Source organism: Spartinivicinus ruber (genome assembly GCF_011009015.1).
Classification (GTDB): Bacteria; Pseudomonadota; Gammaproteobacteria; order Pseudomonadales; family Zooshikellaceae; genus Spartinivicinus; species Spartinivicinus ruber.
Genome location: NZ_CP048878.1, coordinates 5,729,857 through 5,752,467 on the forward strand (window position 1 = coordinate 5,729,857; position 22,611 = coordinate 5,752,467).

The following is a 22,611-nucleotide window of genomic DNA, read 5'->3' on the forward strand; positions in this document are numbered from 1 at the left end:
AGCTACTAATTAAAAATTAAAAAACAGATAAAAACAATTTATAAAAACTGATAAAACGTCTAACAAAAGCAACTAACAACAATCAAAAAAGGTGAGCGGCCAAATGTCTGATGGCTGCTCTTAATAACAATAATGAGTGAACAATATGGATGCACGTCTTTGTACCAAGAATCGTTCTCCATTCCGACATCCCAATACTGTGATGAACCCCAGCAGGTTAGGTGCAATGCACCAAAGTCGTTTAAGCTTTGTTCGCAGTTTAATTCGTCGTATGACTAGGCAACAGTGGACAACTGACTTATCTCTTTGGAATATGTCAGCACAGGGCTTTGGTACTGCTATTTATCGGCTGAACACACCTAACCACCATTACCATCTCGTTTTTTTTTGCGATGAAATCAGTAATGAAGAGCGCAATGATCGAGTAATTGCAGAAAAGTGGGATGTTACCTTTGCCTTTGTTAAAGGAAGCATTAGCAGTACTCAACTTAAGCAACTGCGTAATAACGTTCCTCTACAAGAGGCCGGCCGCAATACTAGCCAAGTATTAGTACTGGCTCGTGCAAACAAAAGTGTTCGTGTATTTGAGCACCTTGTCGACTCACTGGCAAATGGTCAGCAGCCCAATCCTCAAGTGCTGGCTACCGTTGGCTATATTCTACGTACCACAGCCGTCTATGGTAATGGTAAGTTTGGCATTGCTGACTTTGAATTACTAAAAGAAAATCCTGATTTTAACCTCTCGTTTAGCGCACAGATGTGTGCCGTTTATTTGCTACGCCAATTCAGCATTGATTGGATTCACTACCTTGCTAAGCAACGCGGTGGCAATAAAGCAGTCTATTTAAACCGCGAATTACAACGTTATTTAGGCGTTGGTAACGCAACAGGGTTAGGCATGGCCCCTTATTTAATCAACCACCCCCGTATTGTTGATCAATGGTTATCTGTACGAGAGCAAGCATTAGCAAGCGTTGTTTCTTATCCCATCACTGAGGATAAATGTAGCCAAATCAGCTTACTGCTCAGACGAGCTGCGGCACACTTACAGCAAGTGACAACCATTGACGATCACCAGCAACAGCTCAATAAACAGTCGGCAGGGGAAATACAGGCCATTATTACGCAGATACAACATGCTTGTTCACAGCAATGGTCATGGGAGCAGCTGATAGAACAAAGCCAGCAACACAGCGTGGAAACCCAGGAAATCATTCTATCCTGCTTATTAGAGCTTTACCCCGAGCACGTTGATCAGCACGAAAATAATATGAATGCTGATGAAACGCTGTCTTTAACAGCAGGGATTACAGTAGCTGATGTACAACAGCTACTGAATGAGAATTATCAATGGGCACTGGCTATTGATTATACTCAATCTGAAAATTGTTACTGGTTCTGGTATCGATCAGAAGATAAAGAAGAGCCCAGACTTGGCGTCCGTGGCGAAGAGCCCGGCGAAGAGCGTGAACTCCCCCTAGATATAGGCCGTCAGGTCTATATCTTTCATCAGGCGCTTTTTAATGAGCCTGAAACTCAATCACTCTCTGAATTCCTTCTTCAGTACCCCCAATACCGCTCAATTGCACGACGGGTGTGGACAATGAGCCTTTGTCCTATGGGGGATATTCAAATGAATGTATTAAGCAAAGACGCCCTGCCGATGCATTTACTGCGCTGCAAGCTTGCTATGCTTGGTGCTACCAAGTTTGACCCAAGGTCTGATCGGTGGGTACGTGTCACCCTGTTCCAGGGTGCTCCCTTACTGGAAGAACTACATGAAAACGAGTGGTTATTTCCCCTTTTACCTGATACAGAAGGTGTAAATAATACTCATCAATTTCAATCAACGACATTATTGGACCCAGCCAAGGAGGAGGCAATTGTATAATGCAAGTTTCGCATAATGAGTTAGTGACACTTTGTGAAAAAGCGTTTTCTGGATTTCAACGTCATTGTGGTGAGCCAAATATCATTGCCAACATGGTCGTTGATTTGGAAATGGTAGGATTAAATGGCATTCAACATTTTGTTAAAGCACTAACTTTTTTACAAAACGACAGCGATTTACCTCCCCAGGTGGGTTCTTCGTCGCCATCCCAGCTCGTCGCCAACCTAAGAGACAGCAGTATTTTAGGTTATTTGCCTATTTTGCTGGACTATGCCCAAGAGCAGCTGGTAAATAAAAATAGCATCACACTATCAATTGAACATTGCCATAATCGCTGGCTAGCTTTTGGGGCGCTTAATAGCCTGTCAAATCAAGGCCTCTCGATTAAAGCCTCATGGAGTAATGGTAGTCATCCACAACATGTGATGTACCTCATCCCCCCTAGTAACCAGCTACCAGAGATTTATATTTCTGATACGCCAAAAGACTGCTTACACTCACTAACTATTGAAGTTAGCAAAAAACCTTTTCAGCCACCCCATCCCGAAGAATACGACCAGAATATTACTGCAGAACAGTTGAATAGCGCTAAGCAGCACGCCTGGGTAAATGGAATTACGGTGAATGAACCTGACTGGAACACATTAAAGCAACATGCTAAAGCGATGTTGGTTGCGACAAATGAGCAATCTAAATTAGGAGCAGGTGAACGAGTTATTTAACCTCCTCCGTAGCCTGTTGCGGTAGTCTAAAATAGGGAAAATTCGCTCTATTATTCTATTTACAATACTTTTTAATTTGCTCTGCTAATTGTTTCTCTTGTTGCTGCCTTTCTTTTTCGGTGACTTTTAGTTCTTTGCCATCTTTATCCACAAATACCACTCTTCCCTGTAATTTACTTAAGCGTTGCTTGGCATTTTGACAGGCTTTCTCACGTGGGTCCTCTTTTTTCTTAGCTTCCTGTCGATTTTGTTGTTGTTTTTGAATAGCCTTGTTTCTTCTGATTTGTTGCTGTTTGCGCTTGGCTTCTGCATCTAGATAGTTAAAGTCAGTATTCTGCACTTTAACTTCCACTTGTTCGGATTTTTGCTGCGCATTAGCTGGAGGCTTATCGCTATAATGAACATTCCCCTGCTTATCCACCCATTTATACATTTCTGATAGTGCAGGGACTGCCACTAACCACAGCATTAAACTAATTAACTGACTGACCTTCATTTACCTAACTCATAACCTACCTGGACCGTTACGTTAGTATATCGCGATTAACAAAAATAGTAGGTAAGTCTTGAAGATCTTATAGAAATAAAGAAACGGAACGCCCATTAAAAAGCCAAATAGCACCCAGATAATTGGCGTGTTTGGCTTTGGAGCTGGTCCATAACGATTAGGTTGCTGTTGCCCTGCACCAATAAACAAATGAATTAGTACCAATAAATTAGCAAAGGGGATTAACAACCCCGCACAATACCAAGCCGACCAACCAAAGTCATGCAAACGCCTAATAATGAGAGGTAACAGTATCGTCGCAGCCACAGACACCACAATCCAAGGTGTAACAGCAGGTATCACATCAATTAAATCAGGCTGACGTGTTTTTGCCAGTAGCCGCAAAATATCTAATACAATAATAATAGGCAATACAACTGCGAGAACGTAACAGGTGAACCTGACTCTCCCTAACCGCCCACACAAGAATAACCATCTGGCAGGTGGGTAACGCGACGCTTCCTGAGTAACAGCTTGTGATTTGACTGGCTGCGGGTTAAATGACACCGATAAACACCTTCTATATACACAAGAAGCTATCTTATGCAAGCAAAAAACAGATGTTGATCGTTTTTGAGCCAATTTGTGAACAAGGTAAGTGATGGAAATTAATACGGTGGGTTGAGCAAAAGAATAAACAACCTGCAAACTTAAATTTTAAGCTAAAAAAAGCTGCCTCTTAAAAAGAGACAGCTAACATCAACGCTAGGTTTAGGGAAGTACAACGGTAGCCTTTTAAAGCAACCGTTAATTTCTTAAGCATCCTTCCTACAAAACAACTTTTTCAAAACACACCTGACAACATACTAGTATGAAAGTGCATCTCAAGCAGCTGCTTGTAGAACCAGGCGCTATAAGCAGTAATCACTAGAGTAATATAAAAATCTCCTTAGAAAAGATAACCAGTTCAAATTAATATAAAGTGTTTGATGTATAGTTTTTCAGTATTCCAATATTCGTACGACAGTTCATGTGCTACCTTCTATTTTCAATCACTTTTTCGTAATAAAATCGAAATAAAAAAGTAAATAGTTGCACACTTCATTTATTGATGTTCCTTCCCCCTATTGTCCACTTAATTAACAATAAGAGTGATTCTATTCAAAGCATTTTTGTTAACTAGCTAAAAGTAAACCGGTTTTCAGATTTGGAACAAGGCTTGCTCTATATCTAGTGACCTACTTCCTAACGACTTTCGCCCTGCTCATGCAGGGCTTCTTTTTCTAAATGGTCAGGAGCTTATTATGAAACTGTTACATACTATAGTTGCAGTATTTTTTATTATTTTACTGCCAACTCATGTTAAAGCAGTGCCTACTTACTCAATGAACATCGCTCCGCTTCACTCCAAAGTATTTAAAACCACTTTGTCAGCATCGCTACCTATATTATCACTCACTGATCGTCAACCAATCTATTCTTGGCAAGCAGAGAACTTAAATAGCCAATATTTTTTGCCAAAAGCAACCAACACAAAAAAAAACAGAACTCTGGTTCAGAATCAAATAAAAAAACCAAACTAAAACAAGCAGGCTTAATAAAAGTTTTAGCTGTAGGAATTATTTCAATGAAACTACTTAGCGGCAAGTCCGTTAACTAGACTAAATATTTTACCAGGCATCAAAGATTCTTATATCATATGAAAAATTTATGCGACCTGATAAAAGCTTGGACCAGAAAATTTAAACGATAAAAGCATATTGTTATATACAAAAACTTGTTATCATCCTTACAACAGTAAAATCTTACAGACCTACAGCTTGACGGGACAAAGCCACCCACCAGCCTTTCAACAAAACTCTTCTCCCACCAAATAAAACTACAACTTTTGTATAAAAAACAGAGCCACCAAATTAAAGCGCATGCATCAAAACCATGCACCCAACTCCTAAAAAATTATTATTTTTCCTAATTTTGGCTATGGCCCACCTTTTGCTTTACTATGAACACAGCAGCAAACAAAATAACAAAAGCAAAAACAACAGTAGCTAATATAAAGCCAACCAACCTGGAGTATAAAAAATGACTAGAAAACCCTTATAAACCATGTCATACAATCGAACGGCAAATAACAAATTTTAGCTAAAGATATTCAATAAAATAATTTGACATCGATCAATTTTTAATTAACTCTTATTCGGGGCAAATCATAATAACAATAATGAATACAAAGAATACTATTTATGCCTCTAGAGTAAACTTGCGTAGCAGGATGGCCATACAAACGACGTAATTTGTATTCAGGGGAGATGAATTAATTCAATGTTGTTAGTACTACTTCCCACCTATAAAACAAAAATACAATAAATTCATACCCAAGACTTAAGGTTTTTAGATGAAGCTATTGAGGGATGCGCCCTAACCAGCACGTTAAATGCTGCAACAAGCCTTGCCGTAGCAGATTTCCCCTAAAAGCCATTCGCCAAGGGTACACAGGTTGAAGAAAAATAATATAAGGAGTGAGTAAATGAACCCTAAGAAACTGTTTACTGCTGTTTCTGCGTCATTATTAGCAACTTATGGTGCAACCTCCCTGGCTGATATTGCACCTGCTACCGACAGAATTATTGTCAAATATAAAAAAGTACAACGAAGTGGCAGTGCTGCAGCTGATATTAACGCGAACAGGCCATTAATGGTTGCAGGCAAGTCATTAAAACATGTGCGTCGTACCAGCACTGGAGCTCAAGTTTACCACATAGGGGAATCTGTAGACTTGGCAACCGCTGAAAAAATAGCCAAAGAGTTAAATGATAAAAGTCACGTGGCGTATGCTGAACCAGACTACATAATGACCAAACAACAAATTCCTGATGACTCACGCTACAGTGAACAATGGAATTATCATGATTCCGTCGGGGGAATTAATTTACCAAAAGCTTGGAATATTACGACTGGCAGTAAAGATGTAATTATCGCTGTTGTTGATACCGGCATTCGCCCCCATACTGACTTAAAAGCCAATTTAGTATCTGGCTACGACTTTATTTCTGACAGTGATAATGCGAATGATGGAACCGGGAGAGATAGCAACGAATATGACCCAGGTGATGCCGCTAACGCTGGAGATTGTGGATTTAATAGCCCCTCAAGAGATACAACCAGCTCTTGGCATGGTACCCATGTAGCAGGGACTATAGCTGCCACTTCAAATAATGGTACAGGTGTATCAGGCGTGGCTTGGAAATCAAAAATACTACCCGTTCGCGTACTGGGAAAATGCGGTGGTTACACCTCTGATATTACCGATGGCATGCGCTGGGCTGCTGGTATTAAAGTGCAAGGAGTTCCTACAAATTACAACCCAGCACAAGTGATTAATTTAAGTTTAGGTGGCTATGGGCGCTGTTCTTCAACCTACCGCTACACCATTGAAGACATTGTTGAAAAAGGGGTAACCGTGGTAGTTGCCGCAGGGAACGAAGGCATGAATGCCTCCAATGCGTCTCCTGGAAATTGCCCAGGTGTTATTAACGTTGCTGCAACCAACCGCGACGGTAATAAATCCTGGTATTCCAATTACGGTAATCAAGTTACTGTTGCAGCACCCGGTGGTGAAACTAATTATCGGAATAGTGACAATGAATTAGTTTGGGAAGATAAGTCCAAAGGTATTTTATCCACTTTAAACAGTGGTGAAGACGGCCCTGGTTTTGATAATTACGAATTTTATCAAGGAACCAGTATGGCTGCTCCTCATGTTGCAGGCGTAGTGGCATTAATGTATTCGGTTAACCCTGATATTACTCCAAATCAGGTGAAGTCTATTTTAACTGATACAGCCAGAAACTTCCCCAGCGACAGTAAGTGCCATCGCTATGGCTGCGGCGCAGGAATAATTGATGCTTATGAAGCAGTGAAAAAAGCCAAATCCTTAACAAGCGACACAGGAACAGAACCCGACACAGGTAGTAGCAGTTGCTATTTTGATCCTTGGGATTGGAAATGGGTGTGCCCATAACCAAATCAGCTACATAATGCTCTGTGTACAAACTATTGCGAAAATAGCATAGTTAAAAATACAGAGCATAAAAAAACCCCGCTATTATTATATAGCGGGGTGAGTATCTTACCAGACCCTACTCCATAAGAAATCCGTTTTCTTCAAACCACGTCCTACACAACTTCCCTGTTGCTGCGGGTAAAGAAAACTGGCTGCTATGGTAGCCTAAAATCAAAAACACTCAATCAGATATATACACCAAATGTCGTAGGAAATCTCCTACAGTTTTTCCGTCCAGGAAACTCTATTCTTAAAATAGTAATTTTTCGTGAGAACGAGATTAGCGCCGCATGGACGACTGTATGGAGCAGTTATCGAAAGCCACAGTGTATGTAAAAAATACATGAGGGCTAAGCAGCTACTGCGTGCTTAGCGATAATTTCCTCAAGTATTTATAAAAGACCTAGCAGGACCAAGAGTACAGAACTAACACAGCTATAGAGGAAAAAGAATATTTTTTAAAAATGTTCTTCACTAAATGTGTATAAAGGACCACACCCCGCACGAATGGCTTCAGTTAAACCATAAACTCGGGGCAATAGACGCTTATTAAAATAGTTAGCTGTTAGCAACTTACTTTGCAGAAAATCCCCTTCGGCTTTATTCTCCAACACCGTTCTTGCCATTAGCGCCCACATATAACTATAAGCGGTGTAACCAAACACATGCAGATATTCAACAGAAGCTGCGCCTACTTCATTCACATCATTTGCTGACTGCTCAATAATCCAGGCAGTTAATACCACCAAGTTATTTAATGCTCTTTCTAACGGCTCAATATATTCAGCTAAGTCCGGATTGCTTTTCTCATTACTGATAAAAGTTTTCACTTCATCGGCAAAGCAATTAAAAAACTCACCTTTATTATGCACCACTTTTCTGCCCATCAAATCAAGTGCCTGAATGCCGTTGGTGCCTTCATAAATTTGTGCGATTCTCACATCACGTACTAATTGCTCTTGTCCCCATTCTCTTATGTAACCGTGCCCACCATATACCTGCTGCCCCAATACACAGTTATCTAAGCCTATATCAGTAAAAAATGCTTTAGTAATAGGGGTTAGTAACGCTACCAGTTTTTCGGCATTTTCTCTGGTAGTCTCATCTGTCGCATATTTAGCAGTATCTAATTGCATCGCCACATAAGTGGAAAATGCTCTGCCTGCCTCGGTCATTGCTTTCATATTAAGCAACATTCGCCGTACATCTGGGTGGCCGATAATGGGGTCTGCTATGTGATCAGAACGTTTGCCATTAATAATGGTTTTACCTTGCAAGCGTTCTTTGGCATAAGACAGCGCTTTCTGATATGACATTTCAGAACAGCCCAAACCCTGAATACCAATAGAAAGCCTTTCATAGTTCATCATGGTAAACATACAAACCAGACCACGATTCACTTCACCGACTAAATAGCCTTTAGCGCCATCAAAGTTCATCACACAGGTTGAGGATGCTTTAATCCCCATTTTATGCTCAATCGACCCACAATGAACGGCATTACGCTCACCTAAAGAGCCATCTTCATTCACCATTATTTTAGGCACTAAAAATAATGAAATCCCTTTCGAGCCTGCTGGCGCATCAGGTAGTTTTGCTAAAACCAGGTGAATGATATTATCGGTTAAATCATGCTCACCACCGGTAATAAAAATTTTGGTACCTGTAACCAAGTAGCTACCATCAGGTTGAGGCTCTGCTTTTGTCCGAATAATACCCAAGTCTGTACCTGCATGGGGTTCTGTTAAACACATTGAACCCGCCCATTCACCGCTGTAAATTTTTTCCAGATAGGTAGTTTTTAGCTCTTCAGTAGCATGCTTATCTATAGCTAGACAAGCACCAGATGACAGAGTTTGATAAAGCATAAATGAGTTATTGGCACTGTAACCCATTTCTTCCACTTGCACTGACAGCATTTTGGGCATACCCATACCGCCGTATTCCGGATTACCGGTTAGGCCAACCCAGCCACCTTCTGCATAAGTATGATGCGCCCCTTTAAAACCTTCAGGGGTTGTTACCTTTCCTTCACTCCACTTTACACCTTCTTCATCACCTGATCGGTTAATAGGTGCCAGCAGATTTGTCGCTAATTTACCTGCTTCTTCCAAAATGGCATCAGCTGTATCACGCTCAACTAGATCAGCCAGCGACTTCCACTGTGACCACAGCCGGTCTGCTTTAAACACATCATACAGCACAAACTGCATATCAGTGATTGGTGCTTTATATTCTGCCATCTGTGGCCTCCATATATTTTTATCAGGGTATACATCAATAATAAATCAAACTTAACCTGCCTGTTACACCATAATTTGACTAATTAGTTTTTATTTTTTGAAATACTGTATTTAAGATTTAAACCTATAATTAACTATCTGCCCCTTAATGGAATGAGCTGTATGTAAGGACACAATATGCCCATAAAACTTTTGAGTATTTTTATCTTGAGTTATTTAAGTTACAGCTATAGTGCGGCTGATAGCTTTTTTGATGGCATTTCCGTTAGCACTGGCCCAGAAACTAACTCAAATGCAAATATGGATAGTTACAGGGTTTCATTACTTTGGGACTGGCAACAAGACTGGCTACAAGGTTCTCGTTGGCTTCTCTCCGGTTACTATGATTTCAGCCTGATCTATTGGGAAAACCAGCTCAGTCATGAAGATGGTTTGTCTGCTGAAGGTAATGGCTCAACTACTGCTATTTCCTTTAGTCCTATATTTAGAATCAAACCTAGAGATGCATTCTTTAACGCCCTTACCCCTTATTTGGAAATTGGAGTGGGTGCAGCTTTACTCACACACTCTAAAATCGTGGCAAAGTCCTTTTCAGCAGTAGATCTTGGCAGCAACTTCCAGTTTGAAGACCGTATTGGAATTGGTTTGCAAATTGGAAGCCAGCGGCAGTTTGAACTAGGCTATCGCTATATTCATTACTCAAATGCAGGCATTAATAGTAATAATGATGGAATAGACTTTCAGCAACTACACTTAAGTTTTTGGTTTTAGTCATTTTAGATGCTTTACCAATAAAATAATGCTGAGTTATGAATTAGGTTTTACTCTCTGTTCAGTCAAAGGTACCTCTACAAATAGTAATTTTTTCATGAGAGCAAGCCAGCAACGCATGGAGCAGGAGTCGAAGGCCACAGCGTATAAAAGGATACATGAGGACCTGAGTACGGAGCTAACACAGTTATCGAGAAAAAAGTGTACTTTTAGAGGTGCCTGCAGTTATGAAGTTAATTTGGCAGCAGCTACTCGAGAAATTATTACCCATCTGGATGCAGGATAAATCCCCTGACCCTAAGCACTTCTATCGTCGCTTATTTACCCAAAAATACCTGCAAAAAAAACAACGCCTTAAATACTATTGGTTGAGTTTGGCCATATTTTTAAGTCAAATAAACTCGTTAGCACTTATCATTGGCATACTGCTAATGGCTACTTTTATTACCTTTGCAATTTTAGATGAAGGCTAAAAAAAAAGCCCGTAGCTAAACTACGGGCAAATCATCGCTGCTAATTTCCTGGATCTGAGAGTATTAAATCTTAAACTTCACCAAACTCGGCTGTTTCCACCCCCATTAAATTATCTGCACCTGATAATATGGTCGCTTTATGCATCAAGGTGCGAGGCAAAATTCGCTGGTAATAAAACTGCGCCGTTTTCACTTTACCTTGGTAGAAGCTTTCTTCCGTTGTTCCTGCAGCCAGCTTTTCACTCGCCACTTTCGCCATCTCTGCCCAAAAATAGGCTAAACAGGCGTAACCGGAATACATCAAATAATCATAAGCAGCGGCACCAACTTCATCCCTGTTTTGCATGGCGGCCATACCAATTTTCATGGTTAGTTCGCCCCACTCTTTATTAAGGGTCGCAAGCGGTTCGATGAATTCCTTTAATGCTTCATTGTCTTCATTAGCTTTGCAGAATTTATGCACTATTTTAGTGAAGCATTTTAATGACTCACCTTGGGTCATTAATACCTTACGACCCAACAGATCTAATGCTTGAATACCAGTGGTGCCTTCATACATTAATGCTATACGACAATCGCGAACATTCTGTTCCATGCCCCACTCACTGATATAACCATGTCCACCATATACCTGCATTCCATGATTAGCTGCTTCAAACCCAACTTCAGTCATAAAAGCTTTAGCAATCGGGGTTAAGAAAGAAAGTAATTGGTCTGCTTCTTCACGCTCTTCTTCGCTTTCAGCCTGCTTAGTAACATCCACTAACTTTGCAGCGTAATAAGCCAGTGCTCGGTTACCTTCAGCAAAAGATTTAATTGTCAGCAGCATCCGTCGTACATCGGGGTGTACAATAATTGGATCGGCAGGTTTATCTGGTGATTTAGGTCCAGTTAACGAACGCATTTGTAGTCGTTCATTGGCATAAACTAATGCACCTTGATAGGCCACTTCAGTATGAGCTAACCCTTGTAAACCAGTACCTAGCCGCGCCGTATTCATAAAGGTAAACATGCAGTTCAAGCCTTTATTTGGTGGCCCAATTAAATAGCCAGTTGCACTATCAAAGTTCATTACACAAGTTGCATTACCATGAATACCCATTTTGTGTTCTAGCGAGCCACAACTCACTTCATTACGATCACCCAGCTCACCATTTTCATTAGGCACAAACTTAGGCACGATAAAAAGGGAAATACCTTTAGTGCCACTTGGTGCATCTGGCAATCTTGCCAATACGATATGAACAATGTTTTCAGCCATATCGTGTTCGCCTGCAGAAATAAATATTTTGGTGCCAGAAATTTTGTAGCTGCCATCGGCTTGAGGTTCAGCTTTGGTTCTCAGCAATCCTAAGTCTGTACCACAGTGTGGCTCTGTAAGACACATAGTGCCTGTCCACTCACCTGAAATTAGTTTGGTCAGATACAGCTGCTTTTGTTCTTCAGTGCCATGAGCTGTCAGGGTATTCATTGCGCCATGGCTCAAACCTGGATACATCCCCCAAGACCAGTTTGACTCTCCGATCAGCTCGCTCATTACGAGCCCTAGTGACTCAGGCAAGCCTTGGCCGCCATACTCAGTCTCATGAGCTAAAGAAGGCCAACCACCTTCAACATATTGCTGATAAGCTTCTTTAAAACCTGTTGGGGTTTTCACTCCACCATCCGTTAGTTGGCAACCTTCCTGGTCGCCCACCTGGTTTAGAGGTGCTAGCACCTGCTCACAAAACTTGGCGCCCTCTTCCAGAATGGCATTAACCATATCCGGGGTTGCTTCTTCACAGCCTGGCAGCGTTTCGTAGTGCTCTGGGTAAGACAGCACTTCATCACGCACAAATCGGATATCTCGTAAGGGGGCTTTATACTCTGGCATTGTTAACGCACCTCTATAATTCTCGTTATTTATTCATAGTTTAGCTTTCTTAATGATCACTTCTTTGAATTAGGCACAGCGATTGAAAGCCAAGAGAATCAAACAATTGTTTAAAACATAAGTTCAGTTCTGTTTATTGTCAAGCATGATTGTTTTTCTTACATAGTGTTTTTATTGACTGATTAGCCACCAAGTAAGCAACTAAAATTCAATAGACAACATAAAGTCGTTAAGTGACAACTTTGCAAAAAAAAGTTTTGAGTGAAAAGAATTAAGTCTTGATGTTAAGCAATAAAGTCAATAGGTGACGACTGGCTAGCTTGGGAGCTATTTGCAGCCACTTCAACAAAATCATTGTAGATAGTAAGATTACGACGATTAAGCGTTGTTTGCGATTCCAGCGTTTCAAGCTGCTCCGCAGAGCCTTCTGTTACAGCATTAAATGACTGGTTCTGTACTAATTCCTGTTCTTGAGCATCAGAATTTTGCACTTCTTCTGAAGTACTATTGGTGGGTTCTGCTTGCTCAGTAGTAGCAACTTCTTCTGCTTCAGCTTGACGCTCCACCTCTGCTGCTTCGACTTTTTCTTGCTGCTGAATAGCCAGCTCTTGTCGCGCCTGTAGTTCAAGCTGAGTCGCTTGTGCCGCAACTGTCCGGTCTTGTGCAGAGGGCTGTGCTGGTGCTAATGCTGCTCTACGGATAGTTTGGGCTTTTTGAATGGTCGCTTCAGGGTTATTCGCTACTGCACCGGTATTAATTGGTACTTCTCCACCGACTGCATAGGCAACACCATCGGGACCACGTTCAAAAGTAAAACTGGCAGCTCCAGCGTATCTACCTCCAACTGCTTGGTGAGCTTGTTCATGGGCACGTACTTCACGGTCTCGTTTGGCCAGTTGCTGTATCACAGCTAAATCTTGCTGCTCTTTTAGCTGCTGTTGTTGCTTTTCTATTTGTTGCTGTTGCTGAGCCTGCTCCTGTTGCTCTTGAATTGGTTGACTGGGTTGCTGCTGAATCTGTTGTGAACTTTGCCCTTCACCGTCTTCCTGACCTTGCACAATTTCTTGCTGACGATTACGAGCCTGCTCTTCTGAAGATGAAGGAGACTGCTCTATTTCTCGTTTTGGAGTAAGTTCAGAGGTCTGATCGATCGGCGCAAAGGTAGTGGCCTCGGTTTCTGCCCGACTAATGGCATCCGAAGGCTTACCTGGTGGAGAAAAAGGCGTTACCACCGTTGGGATTAATACTGGTGTAACTACCTGCATTTATATTCACCTCTTACGAGGGTTTGACCTCGACCAAAAGAGGATGTTGCAAAAGCTTAAGTGTTAGTTTCTATATCAAAGCTGTTTATGCCAATGTATCTATCAAGGTCCCCATGTTTTCATCAGCAGCCTTAATAACTTTTGCTGATGCTTCAACAGTATGTTTATTAACCTTAAGATCAACAATGGCTTCGGTAATTTTATTCATGGAAAAACTATCACGAGCATTGGCTTCTGCAATGGTTTCTGCTGATGCCTGCACCCCTTGCATGCCACGTTGTATTCCAGCTAATCCCGAACTAAAAGCAGAGTTTACTTGCATGTGTTAACCCTCTCAATCAACGTCCATTAAGCAAACCTATAACTCTGTAGATTATTTAACCACAAGCAGCACCAGCCAGATTAAATGGATTTTTCATAATAATGGTATTTGTTATAAATAATAGTCTGTGAAGGGCGGCTGATAATCGAGCTAAAAACTTGGCATTTTTAGATATTCACTAACACTCTCAGGGGTGGGCTGCTCTTGATAAGGCACCACCCCAAGACAGGGTGCTGGCAGCATTTGTTGAAGGGTTTCAATATTGGCTTCCAATCGCGACATCTCAGGCTGTACTTGATTCGCTACCCAGCCTGCCACGGTTAAGCCATCTCTCATAACGGCTTCATAAGTTAATAGCGCATGATTGATACAGCCCAACTTCATTCCAACTACCAATATCACCTGGCAATTAAGCTGCTTGGCTACATCAGCTAGGGTCTCTCGATAATTGAGGGGCACTCGCCACCCTCCAGCGCCTTCAATTAATTTGAAATCTGCTGGCTGCATTAAGGCCCCCCGACAATAGCCAACCAACCTATCAGCACGAATCGGCTTATTTATTTCAGCCGCCGCAATATGAGGTGCAATGGGTGGCTCTAAGGCAATGGGATTAATTTGTTGGTAAGGCAATTTAACTGTGGAGCACTGCTGTAGCGCAAGCGCATCCTCATTTTGCAGACCATCGTTAGTTTGGACACACCCAGCCGCCAGTGGCTTCAAACCAATCGTTTTCAGCCCCTGCAGTTGTGCTTTCCGTAGCAAAGCACAACTGATCAGCGTTTTGCCTACTTCTGTATCAGTGCCAGTAACAAAGAAAGGAGATTTCATGGCTTTTTCTGTAACACTGCGTAGAGGACTTGATAGGTTGCAGGTAAGCCTGCAAGCTGACGAAAGTTTTCATAATGGTTGGTTAATTGGCGATATTGTCGGCGAGTCATTAGGCTGTTGCGGCGTTTACCATTAACCGTGCCAGCACCAATACTCTTTAACCCTTCCAAGATTGCTTTCAGGTTTTGCTCATAGACCACTTCCTGCTTATTTTCAGCCTGAACAATCTGAAAGCCCCTAGTTTTAACCTGCTGGTAATGCCAACTTTCACTGGGATATTTATTCACATGGGCATAGTGGTCAATTTTTTGCCAAGCTTGACTTAACTCCACCAAAGTACCTTCCGTCAAGGTGCTAAATACAAAATAGCCACCTGGCTTTAAGGCTTGTTGTATCTGGCTTAGTAGCTTAGGAAAAGACTGGCACCATTGAATCGCCAGGCTAGATAAGACTAAATCAATACTGCTTGCCTGTAAGGGCAACTGCTCTGCATCGGCACAACACCAGCTTGCAGAAATACTCTTATTTGAACGAGCATGGGCCAACATGCCATAGGCCAGATCCAAGCCAAATAACTGCCCCGAGGGATAACGCTGGGTTAGCTGTTGTAAACCTTTTCCTGTACCACAGCCAAGATCAACAATAACTGGATGATTTGCCAAATTAGGCAGCTGTTGAACTACCCCATCAAGCACCCGTTGTTGCAATTTTGCAGCACTATCATAACAAGGCGCTGCCTGACTAAAAGCAGCTGCAACTTTTTGTTTATCAACGTTCTGATCAATTGTTTGCTTGTCAACGAGCGTTTGTTCATTAGTAGCTAATTGTTGCCTTTCATCAATTGCAGGATGATACTCACCAGTAAGCGGCTTTGCTGCACCTACCCATGACCAGTCGAGTGTATCCAACCTTTTCATTGTTAATTGCACTCCACGACAAACTGCTTTATCTGACTGGCTACTTCATCTGCTTCAGTCATTAGGTAATGGCCTGTTTTAGCAAAGCTAGTGACAGGTAATATTTGCTGCTGAAACCATTCCACTAGCTGGTGATTAACTAAGGCATCTTGCTCTGCTAATAAATGCAATTGAGGACAAGTGAGTTGCTGTAATAGGCAACGCGTATCGAGAGTTGCCAATAGCTTAAGCCCCTCTGCTAACACTTCATGGCTCAAGTCTACTTGAGATTGTAATTGCTGAAGTGATTTTGCTGTAGCACGATAATTACCTGCCCCTTTTGCCACCAACAAGCAAAACTCTTTCAGGGTTTTAGCGGGGAACTGATTAAAGCCTTGCTGGAAAGCTTTGAAGGTGTGCTGGTCCATGCCAAAAGGCCAATCTTGGTTAGCTACGAAGCGGGGATTACTAGCCAGAGTAATTAAGCCTTTTATTTTTTCCCTTTTATCCTCCCGTTCCCTACCAGATGCTACTCCATATTGGACACTGAGCTTATTTTTACAGCCTTTTACGGCAGCCAACAAACTCGCTATTTGTCCTCCCAGCGACCACCCCACCAATACAACTGGCCCTTCTGGTAACTGAGCGGCCATCGCATCAAGCAAGCTATCTTGGTGCTGCCAAACTTCCAACTCGGTAGGCCACTGCAAAATCGTAACAGGCCACTCGCCAGATAAAGATTCTGCAAGTGGCTCAAGGGCAGCTGCAGGCATTGACCAACCGGGGATTAATACTAACGAAAGTGGCGCTGAGTAATTCACTGACATACCACTAATTCAACTGGCTAGAAGTATCTTTAAGCTGTTTACAGGCTTTGGCTAAAGCATCTAACAGCTGATTGACCTGCCGCTCAGAATGGCTGGCAGACAGCGTTACTCTCAATCGGGCAGTCCCTGTTGGTACTGTAGGTGGACGGATAGCTGTAACCAATATGTCTTGAGCTTTTAAAAACTGGCTAAGCTTTAAAGCCGTTTCAGTATCTCCCACTACAATTGGCTGAATTGCGGTAGTTGACTCCATTAACTGCAAACCAAGCTGGCTAGCGCCTGAGCGAAACTGATGAATACGCTGCTTAAGCTTTTCTCGCCGAAAGCTCTCAGTTTGCACCAACTTGAGACTAGCCAACGTAGCTGCAGCAATAGCAGGCGGCATTGCTGTGGTGTAAATATAAGGCCGAGCAAACTGAATGAGTGACTCGATTAATACCTCATCCCCCGCGACAAAAGCTCCAGCCGTTCCTAACGCTTTACCAAAGGTGCCAATTAATATGGGTACATCCTCACCCGCTAGCCCTGCCTCAGCAACTGCGCCTTCTCCATTTGGCCCAAGACAGCCAATGCCATGCGCATCATCCACCATTAGCCAGGCATTATGTTGCTTGGCAACTGCTGCAATTTCGTTTAACGGGGCAATATCTCCATCCATGCTGAACACCCCATCAGTAACGATTAGCTGTTGATTAGCCTGATGCTGCTGAAGCTTTTGAGTTAGGCTGACTACATCATTATGGAGATAGCGAGCAAAACGCGCTCCAGATAACAGGCCACCATCAATTAATGAGGCATGATTGAGCTTGTCTTGTAACACCAGATCGCCTTTATCGACTAAGGCGCTAATAACCCCAACATTGGCCATATAGCCAGTGGAAAACAGCAGCGCTCGTTGATGACCCGTAAACGCAGCTAATGCTTCCTCTAACTGGTGATGGAGAGTTGAATGACCATTGACTAGGTGAGAAGCACCACTACCCACCCCATATTCCGCAGCAGCTTGTTGCAAGGCAGCAACCACCTGGGGGTGATTGGCTAACCCCAAATAGTCATTGCTGCAGAAATTCAGCAGCTTTTGGCCATTACTAACAATTTCTGCGTTTTGAGCCGTTTCAATCGTATTTCGCTGACGCATCAACTGCTGTTGTTGGCGCTGAGCTAATCGACTGGTCAGGCGACTCCAATCTGTCATTGATACAACACCAACTGGCTTTACTGACTTTGGGCTGCGTCGTAAAACAGCTCATTATTTTGCTTGTCTTGAATTGCTTGCAAAATATCCGAGGTTTGCTCTTCGTCGGACTTTTCAATACGTTGCTCTGGCTTAATCCCCAGCCGCTTGAACAGCATTAAATCTTTGTTCTTTTCTGGGTTAGCTGTTGTGAGCAAGCACTCTCCATAAAAAATAGAATTCGCTCCCGCAAAAAAGGCCAATGCCTGCATTTCATCAGACATTTGTTCACGGCCTGCGGACAAACGTACATGAGAGGCTGGCATCATAATTCGGGCAACAGCCAGGGTTTTGATAAATTCGATAGGATCTAAATCTTCTACATTTTCCAGCGGTGTGCCTTCTACTTTTACCAACATATTAATCGGCACACTTTCAGGCTGTTGGGGCAGGTTGGCTAGTTGCGCTAGTAAACCAATTCGATCAGTTTCAGTTTCACCCATACCAATAATGCCGCCAGAGCACACCTTAATACCCGCATCACGCACATTGCCTAAAGTATTCAAGCGGTCTTGATAAGTACGTGTAGTAATAATATTGCCGTAAAATTCAGGTGAGGTATCAAGATTGTGGTTGTAATAATCCAATCCCGCTTCTGCTAACTGATCAGCCTGATTTTGATTTAACATGCCCAGAGTCATACAGGTTTCCAAACCTAGCGCTTTTACACCTTTAACCATCTCCAACACATAGGGCATATCTTTTTCACGAGGATGCTTCCAAGCCGCCCCCATACAAAAACGGCTTGCGCCGCCTTGCTTGGCTTCTTTGGCCTTTTCCAGCACTCGCTCAACAGCCAGTAACTTTTCTTTTTCTAAACCAGTGTTGTAATGGCCACTCTGTGGACAATATTTACAGTCTTCTGGACAGGCACCTGTTTTTATCGATAACAGCGTACTGGTTTGTACTGCATTAGGATTAAAAAATTGCCGATGAATGGTCTGTGCCTGAAACAATAGATCGTTAAATGGCAAATCAAACAGTGTTTTAACTTCGTCATAAGTCCAGTCATGACGTATAAGCTTGGTCTTGGAAGCGGTGGCAGACATTTTTCTTTATCCTACATCATCGGCTGTATGAATTACTCTTCATAATATAATTAGCCAAAGCGAAGAGTTTTTAGGTAAGGCCGTCGAGCGATGACAACAAAGCCTAAAAGTTATTCGCGAAGGGTATGGACGACATAATATAAAGGACAGAGTATCTGTCAACCCAAAAGACACCCCATGGTTTACAAATGGATAAAAAGTAATCTTTCATTACCACACTATTGCTGGTTATGTCAGGCACCATGTGATGCCTATCACCGATTATGCCTGGACTGTATTAAACAGTTACCACGAATAAAATATCCTTGCCGCCTTTGTGCAGAGCCATTGCCTGTCGAGACAGAAGACATGATATGTGGTCGCTGTTACACACAGCCACCCAAGTTTGACCAATGCCTGCCTGCGTTTTGCTATAGCTTCCCAGTGGATCACATGATTCACCAGTTTAAATTCAACGGAAAACTAATCTGTGGACAAGCACTAACCTATCTACTAAGTGAAAAGCTCAACCAAGATTACCTGAACCAACCTTGGCCAGAGTTAATCATCCCTACCCCACTACACCGAAAACGAGAATTACAACGAGGCTTTAACCAAGCCTTGCTGATTGCTAAACAATTAAGTAAACAGCTAAAAATACCTTTACATAGTCGCCTGATTCATAGACATAAAAAAACCAGTGCCCAGACAGGATTATCAGCTAAAGAACGACACGTGAATATTCGTTATGCTTTCCAGTTAACATGTCAATCTCTACCAAACCACCTGGCCTTAATTGATGATGTAGTGACAACCGGTACCACCGTTAATGAAATAAGTCAGTTGCTAAAAAAATCAGGCGTACAAAAAGTCGACATCTGGTGCCTAGCAAAAACTCCAAAATGGCGGTAATCATTGACATTGATTAGTCTAGGCATTTACATTAGCAGTGCCTTTTGTCAGATTCACAAAAAGGTTAGAAAATTCAAATGGAGTAATAGGGTATAAAAGAAGTATAAGGTCTTAGTATATGACTAAAAAAAAAGGATTCTTCATACTAATCCTGACTATGTTTTGTCAGCATGCTTTTGCTGAAACAGAAAAAATAACCATTGCCGTTTCATCTAACTTTAAAAATACCCTGCATCAACTTATCCGCCACTATAAGCATAATAACTCCAAGGCTCGCTTTAAAGTTAGCTCTGGAGCAACTGGATTACTTTACACACAAGTTAAAAACGGCGCTCCCTATGATATTTTTTTAGCTGCCGATCAACGTCGCCCAGTAATGCTGGATAAAGAAAATTTAATTATTCCTAATAGTCGCTTTACCTATGCATACGGTAAATTAGTATTCTGGCACCCAAAAGCGGACTTTCACTTAACCAGCAACAACTTAGCTCAAGCAATCAACAATAGTCGTTTTATTAGTATTGCTAACCCCGACCTTGCACCTTATGGGGTCGCAGCAGAACAAACACTTAAACAGCTAAAATTGTGGGAATCCGCAAAATATAAAGTAGTAATGGGGAATAATATAGCCCAAGCCTATCAGTTTACCGCCAGTGGTAATGCCGACTTAGGGCTGGTTGCACTCTCACAAGTAGCCACTTTGAAAAACAACAGCTATTGGGTAGTACCACAAAAACACTACCAGCCAATTGTACAACAAGCCGTTTTGTTAAAAAAAGCGATTACCAATGATGCTGCTATTGACTTTATTGTCTTTCTAAAAAGCCCTGACAGTCACCAGATTATTCAACGCAATGGCTATGGGACTAGCAATGATTAAAAACTCTCCTCATTAAGCTCTATACCCGTATATCAATGGAAATACTGACTGAACAAGACTGGCTAGCAATTAAGCTCACTTTTCAGCTAGCACTCATTACTACCATTATTCTACTAATGATTGGGCCTGCTATTGCCTGGTGGCTAGCTCATGGCCGTAGCCGTTTTCGCAGTATGATTGAAGCATTGGTGGCAATACCATTAATTTTACCACCCACAGTACTAGGCTTTTATTTATTAATTGCATTCTCACCTAACTCTTTTATTGGTAATTTTTGGCTACAACTGACGGGTACCTCTCTCACTTTTACTTTTAAAGGGTTAGTGATTGGGTCTGTGTTATATTCCATGCCATTTATGGTTCAGCCACTGCAGGCTGCATTTAATCAACTGGACATTAAATTATTACAAGCAGCCTCCAGCATGGGGGCCAACCGCTGGGATCAATTTTTCAATTTAATTATCCCCTTAACCAAACGCAGCTTTTTAATTGCCACAAGCATGGCTTTTGCCCATACCGTCGGTGAGTTTGGAGTAGTATTGATGATTGGTGGCAATATTCCTGGCGAAACCCAAGTATTATCGATTGCTTTGTTTGATCATGTAGAGTCATTAAATTACCAACAAGCCCATTGGCTAGCAGGAATTTTACTGGCTTTTTCATTCTTATTGTTATGGCTTTTATATAGCCTACAACGTAAAAACCCATTTGCAGATAGCAACCCCACCCATGTTAAGTTTTAATGTTCAGTGTTTACTGCAAAATAACCAGGACCAATTTCAACTAAAAGTTACTGGTGAAGTAACCAACCAAGGCATTACGGCTATTTTTGGCCCTTCTGGATGTGGTAAAACTACTTTATTTAAAACATTTGCTGGGTTAAACCAAAATGCCACCGGTGCAATTAAATTAGGCCAGCAAACCTGGCTAGATACCCAACAAAATATATTTATACCAGCATATCAACGGGGCATTGGTTATGTATTTCAAGATGCCCGATTATTTCCACACTTAACCGTATTGGATAACTTACAGTTTGCCATTAAACGCCGATTAAGTGATAACCCTCAATATCTTAGCTTAACAGACGCAATTAACCTGCTAAGCCTTGAGAAACTGCTTAATCGCTTCCCTTATGAATTATCCGGCGGTCAACAACAACGGGTGGCCATTGCTCGTGGTTTATTAGCAGCCAGCCAGCTAATTTTAATGGACGAACCTTCTGCCGCACTTGATCGTGCAAGCCGTCGGGAAATTTGGAGTAACCTGCACCACCTTGCCCAACAAATAGCAATTCCCTGGTTAGTCATTAGCCATGATATCCATGAGGTCAACCAACTGGCTGATCATGTCATTTTGATGGAAGAGGGACACATTACAGCCAATATTGATATTTTTCAGTTAAGCCAATACCTCCCACAACAACGGCTGGATTTACACCATATGGTCTCTGTAGTTGAAGGCAACTTAACCGAGCATGATGAACTGAATCATTTGTCTTTTTTTGAGCTGGATGGTTTTTCAGTGTGCTTACATAAACTACCTTATCGCCCAGGCTGTCAGATTCGCCTGGAAATTCCTGCTAAAGATGTTAGCCTGGCCCTTGAGCCAAACCACAACACCAGCGCGTTAAATAGTATCCCCTGCACTATCAGCAAAATAACCAATATTGCTGACGGTTTATGCTTGATTGAGCTGACAGTCAAACAACAGAGAATTTTATCACTCATCACCAGTAAATCTTGCCAGCAGCTCCATTTAGAACCAAGCAAAGCAATCTACGCCAGTATTAAAAGCGTAGCGTTACTATCCCGAGCCCTGGCTACTTAAGGGTGTCTCTAAAAATAGTAATGTTTTCGCTAGAGCAAGGCAGCACCGCACGGACGACTGCATGGA

The 22,611-nt window shown here is 42.0% G+C and carries 21 protein-coding genes; 10 read left to right on the forward strand and 11 right to left on the reverse strand.

The features are described 5' to 3' along the window. Positions 1–226: 226 nt before the first annotated feature. Entirely contained in the window at positions 227–1,891 is a 1,665-nt protein-coding gene (locus tag G4Y78_RS25865) for a hypothetical protein (protein ID WP_222937583.1), read from the forward strand. Further along, entirely contained in the window at positions 1,891–2,613 is a 723-nt protein-coding gene (locus G4Y78_RS25870; protein ID WP_222937584.1) for a DUF3726 domain-containing protein, read from the forward strand. Before G4Y78_RS25865 ends, G4Y78_RS25870 begins: the two co-directional genes overlap by 1 nt. A 55-nt stretch (positions 2,614–2,668) precedes the next feature. Here G4Y78_RS25870 and G4Y78_RS25875 read toward each other — a convergent pair whose 3' ends face one another. Then, positions 2,669–3,109 carry a DUF4124 domain-containing protein gene (locus G4Y78_RS25875; protein WP_163835851.1) on the reverse strand — a complete coding sequence of 147 codons (441 nt, stop codon included), beginning with the start codon at positions 3,107–3,109 and terminating at the stop codon, positions 2,669–2,671. 33 nt (positions 3,110–3,142) lie between these two features. Next, positions 3,143–3,667 (reverse strand): DUF805 domain-containing protein, encoded by a 525-nt coding sequence (locus G4Y78_RS25880; RefSeq protein WP_163835853.1) that lies wholly within the window; start codon positions 3,665–3,667, stop codon positions 3,143–3,145. A gap of 737 nt (positions 3,668–4,404) precedes the next feature. On the opposite strand from G4Y78_RS25880, the gene G4Y78_RS25885 reads away from it, so the two are divergent. Both G4Y78_RS25885 and G4Y78_RS25890 read left to right on the forward strand, forming a co-directional pair. After that, the gene (locus G4Y78_RS25885; protein ID WP_163835854.1) at positions 4,405–4,683 is read left to right on the forward strand and encodes a hypothetical protein; all 279 of its coding nucleotides are present in this window, start codon (positions 4,405–4,407) and stop codon (positions 4,681–4,683) included. A 944-nt stretch (positions 4,684–5,627) separates the two neighbouring features. Beyond that, the gene (locus G4Y78_RS25890) at positions 5,628–7,121 is read left to right on the forward strand and encodes a S8 family peptidase (protein WP_163835856.1); all 1,494 of its coding nucleotides are present in this window, start codon (positions 5,628–5,630) and stop codon (positions 7,119–7,121) included. Positions 7,122–7,621: 500 nt separating this feature from the next. Here G4Y78_RS25890 and G4Y78_RS25895 read toward each other — a convergent pair whose 3' ends face one another. Continuing rightward, a complete protein-coding gene (locus tag G4Y78_RS25895; protein WP_163835858.1) occupies positions 7,622–9,406 on the reverse strand; it encodes an acyl-CoA dehydrogenase C-terminal domain-containing protein in 1,785 nt (594 codons plus the stop codon). Positions 9,407–9,583: 177 nt separating this feature from the next. Here G4Y78_RS25895 and G4Y78_RS25900 point away from each other — a divergent pair, with 177 nt between their 5' ends. Together G4Y78_RS25900 and G4Y78_RS25905 are read left to right on the forward strand one after the other, a co-directional pair. Next, positions 9,584–10,177 carry an acyloxyacyl hydrolase gene (locus G4Y78_RS25900; RefSeq protein WP_163835860.1) on the forward strand — a complete coding sequence of 198 codons (594 nt, stop codon included), beginning with the start codon at positions 9,584–9,586 and terminating at the stop codon, positions 10,175–10,177. A gap of 227 nt (positions 10,178–10,404) precedes the next feature. Beyond that, positions 10,405–10,650: a hypothetical protein gene (locus tag G4Y78_RS25905; protein WP_163835862.1), complete on the forward strand. Its 246-nt coding sequence runs from the start codon at positions 10,405–10,407 to the stop codon at positions 10,648–10,650. 70 nt (positions 10,651–10,720) lie between these two features. Here the strand turns inward: G4Y78_RS25905 and G4Y78_RS25910 are convergent, their stop codons facing one another. The 8 genes from G4Y78_RS25910 to bioB form a co-directional block, all read right to left on the reverse strand. Further along, a complete protein-coding gene (locus G4Y78_RS25910; protein ID WP_163835864.1) occupies positions 10,721–12,523 on the reverse strand; it encodes a phenylacyl-CoA dehydrogenase in 1,803 nt (600 codons plus the stop codon). Between the two features lie 284 nt (positions 12,524–12,807). Beyond that, positions 12,808–13,788, reverse strand: coding sequence for a putative metalloprotease CJM1_0395 family protein (locus G4Y78_RS25915; RefSeq protein WP_163835867.1), 981 nt, complete (start codon positions 13,786–13,788; stop codon positions 12,808–12,810). Positions 13,789–13,873: 85 nt separating this feature from the next. Further along, complete coding sequence (locus G4Y78_RS25920) at positions 13,874–14,110, reverse strand: hypothetical protein (protein WP_163835868.1); 237 nt, start codon at positions 14,108–14,110, stop codon at positions 13,874–13,876. 150 nt (positions 14,111–14,260) lie between these two features. Beyond that, positions 14,261–14,938, reverse strand: coding sequence for a dethiobiotin synthase (gene bioD / locus G4Y78_RS25925; RefSeq protein WP_163835869.1), 678 nt, complete (start codon positions 14,936–14,938; stop codon positions 14,261–14,263). After that, a complete protein-coding gene (bioC, locus tag G4Y78_RS25930; RefSeq protein WP_163835870.1) occupies positions 14,935–15,855 on the reverse strand; it encodes a malonyl-ACP O-methyltransferase BioC in 921 nt (306 codons plus the stop codon). The genes bioD and bioC overlap by 4 nt, the downstream gene beginning before the upstream one ends. A gap of 2 nt (positions 15,856–15,857) precedes the next feature. Next, positions 15,858–16,655 carry an alpha/beta fold hydrolase gene (locus tag G4Y78_RS25935; protein WP_163835871.1) on the reverse strand — a complete coding sequence of 266 codons (798 nt, stop codon included), beginning with the start codon at positions 16,653–16,655 and terminating at the stop codon, positions 15,858–15,860. Between the two features lie 10 nt (positions 16,656–16,665). Beyond that, positions 16,666–17,856: an 8-amino-7-oxononanoate synthase gene (bioF, locus tag G4Y78_RS25940; RefSeq protein ID WP_163835872.1), complete on the reverse strand. Its 1,191-nt coding sequence runs from the start codon at positions 17,854–17,856 to the stop codon at positions 16,666–16,668. 20 nt (positions 17,857–17,876) lie between these two features. Further along, positions 17,877–18,944 (reverse strand): biotin synthase BioB, encoded by a 1,068-nt coding sequence (gene bioB / locus G4Y78_RS25945; RefSeq protein ID WP_163835873.1) that lies wholly within the window; start codon positions 18,942–18,944, stop codon positions 17,877–17,879. Positions 18,945–19,121: 177 nt separating this feature from the next. Here bioB and G4Y78_RS25950 point away from each other — a divergent pair, with 177 nt between their 5' ends. From G4Y78_RS25950 to modC, 4 genes are all read left to right on the forward strand, one after another. Beyond that, positions 19,122–19,835, forward strand: a complete 714-nt coding sequence (locus tag G4Y78_RS25950; RefSeq protein WP_163835874.1) for a ComF family protein — start codon at positions 19,122–19,124, stop codon at positions 19,833–19,835. Positions 19,836–19,953: 118 nt separating this feature from the next. Next, positions 19,954–20,715, forward strand: a complete 762-nt coding sequence (gene modA, locus G4Y78_RS25955; protein ID WP_163835875.1) for a molybdate ABC transporter substrate-binding protein — start codon at positions 19,954–19,956, stop codon at positions 20,713–20,715. 35 nt (positions 20,716–20,750) lie between these two features. After that, the gene (gene modB / locus G4Y78_RS25960; RefSeq protein ID WP_163835876.1) at positions 20,751–21,458 is read left to right on the forward strand and encodes a molybdate ABC transporter permease subunit; all 708 of its coding nucleotides are present in this window, start codon (positions 20,751–20,753) and stop codon (positions 21,456–21,458) included. Continuing rightward, entirely contained in the window at positions 21,445–22,545 is a 1,101-nt protein-coding gene (modC, locus tag G4Y78_RS25965) for a molybdenum ABC transporter ATP-binding protein (protein ID WP_163835877.1), read from the forward strand. Before modB ends, modC begins: the two co-directional genes overlap by 14 nt. The last annotated feature ends 66 nt before the right edge of the window (positions 22,546–22,611 follow it).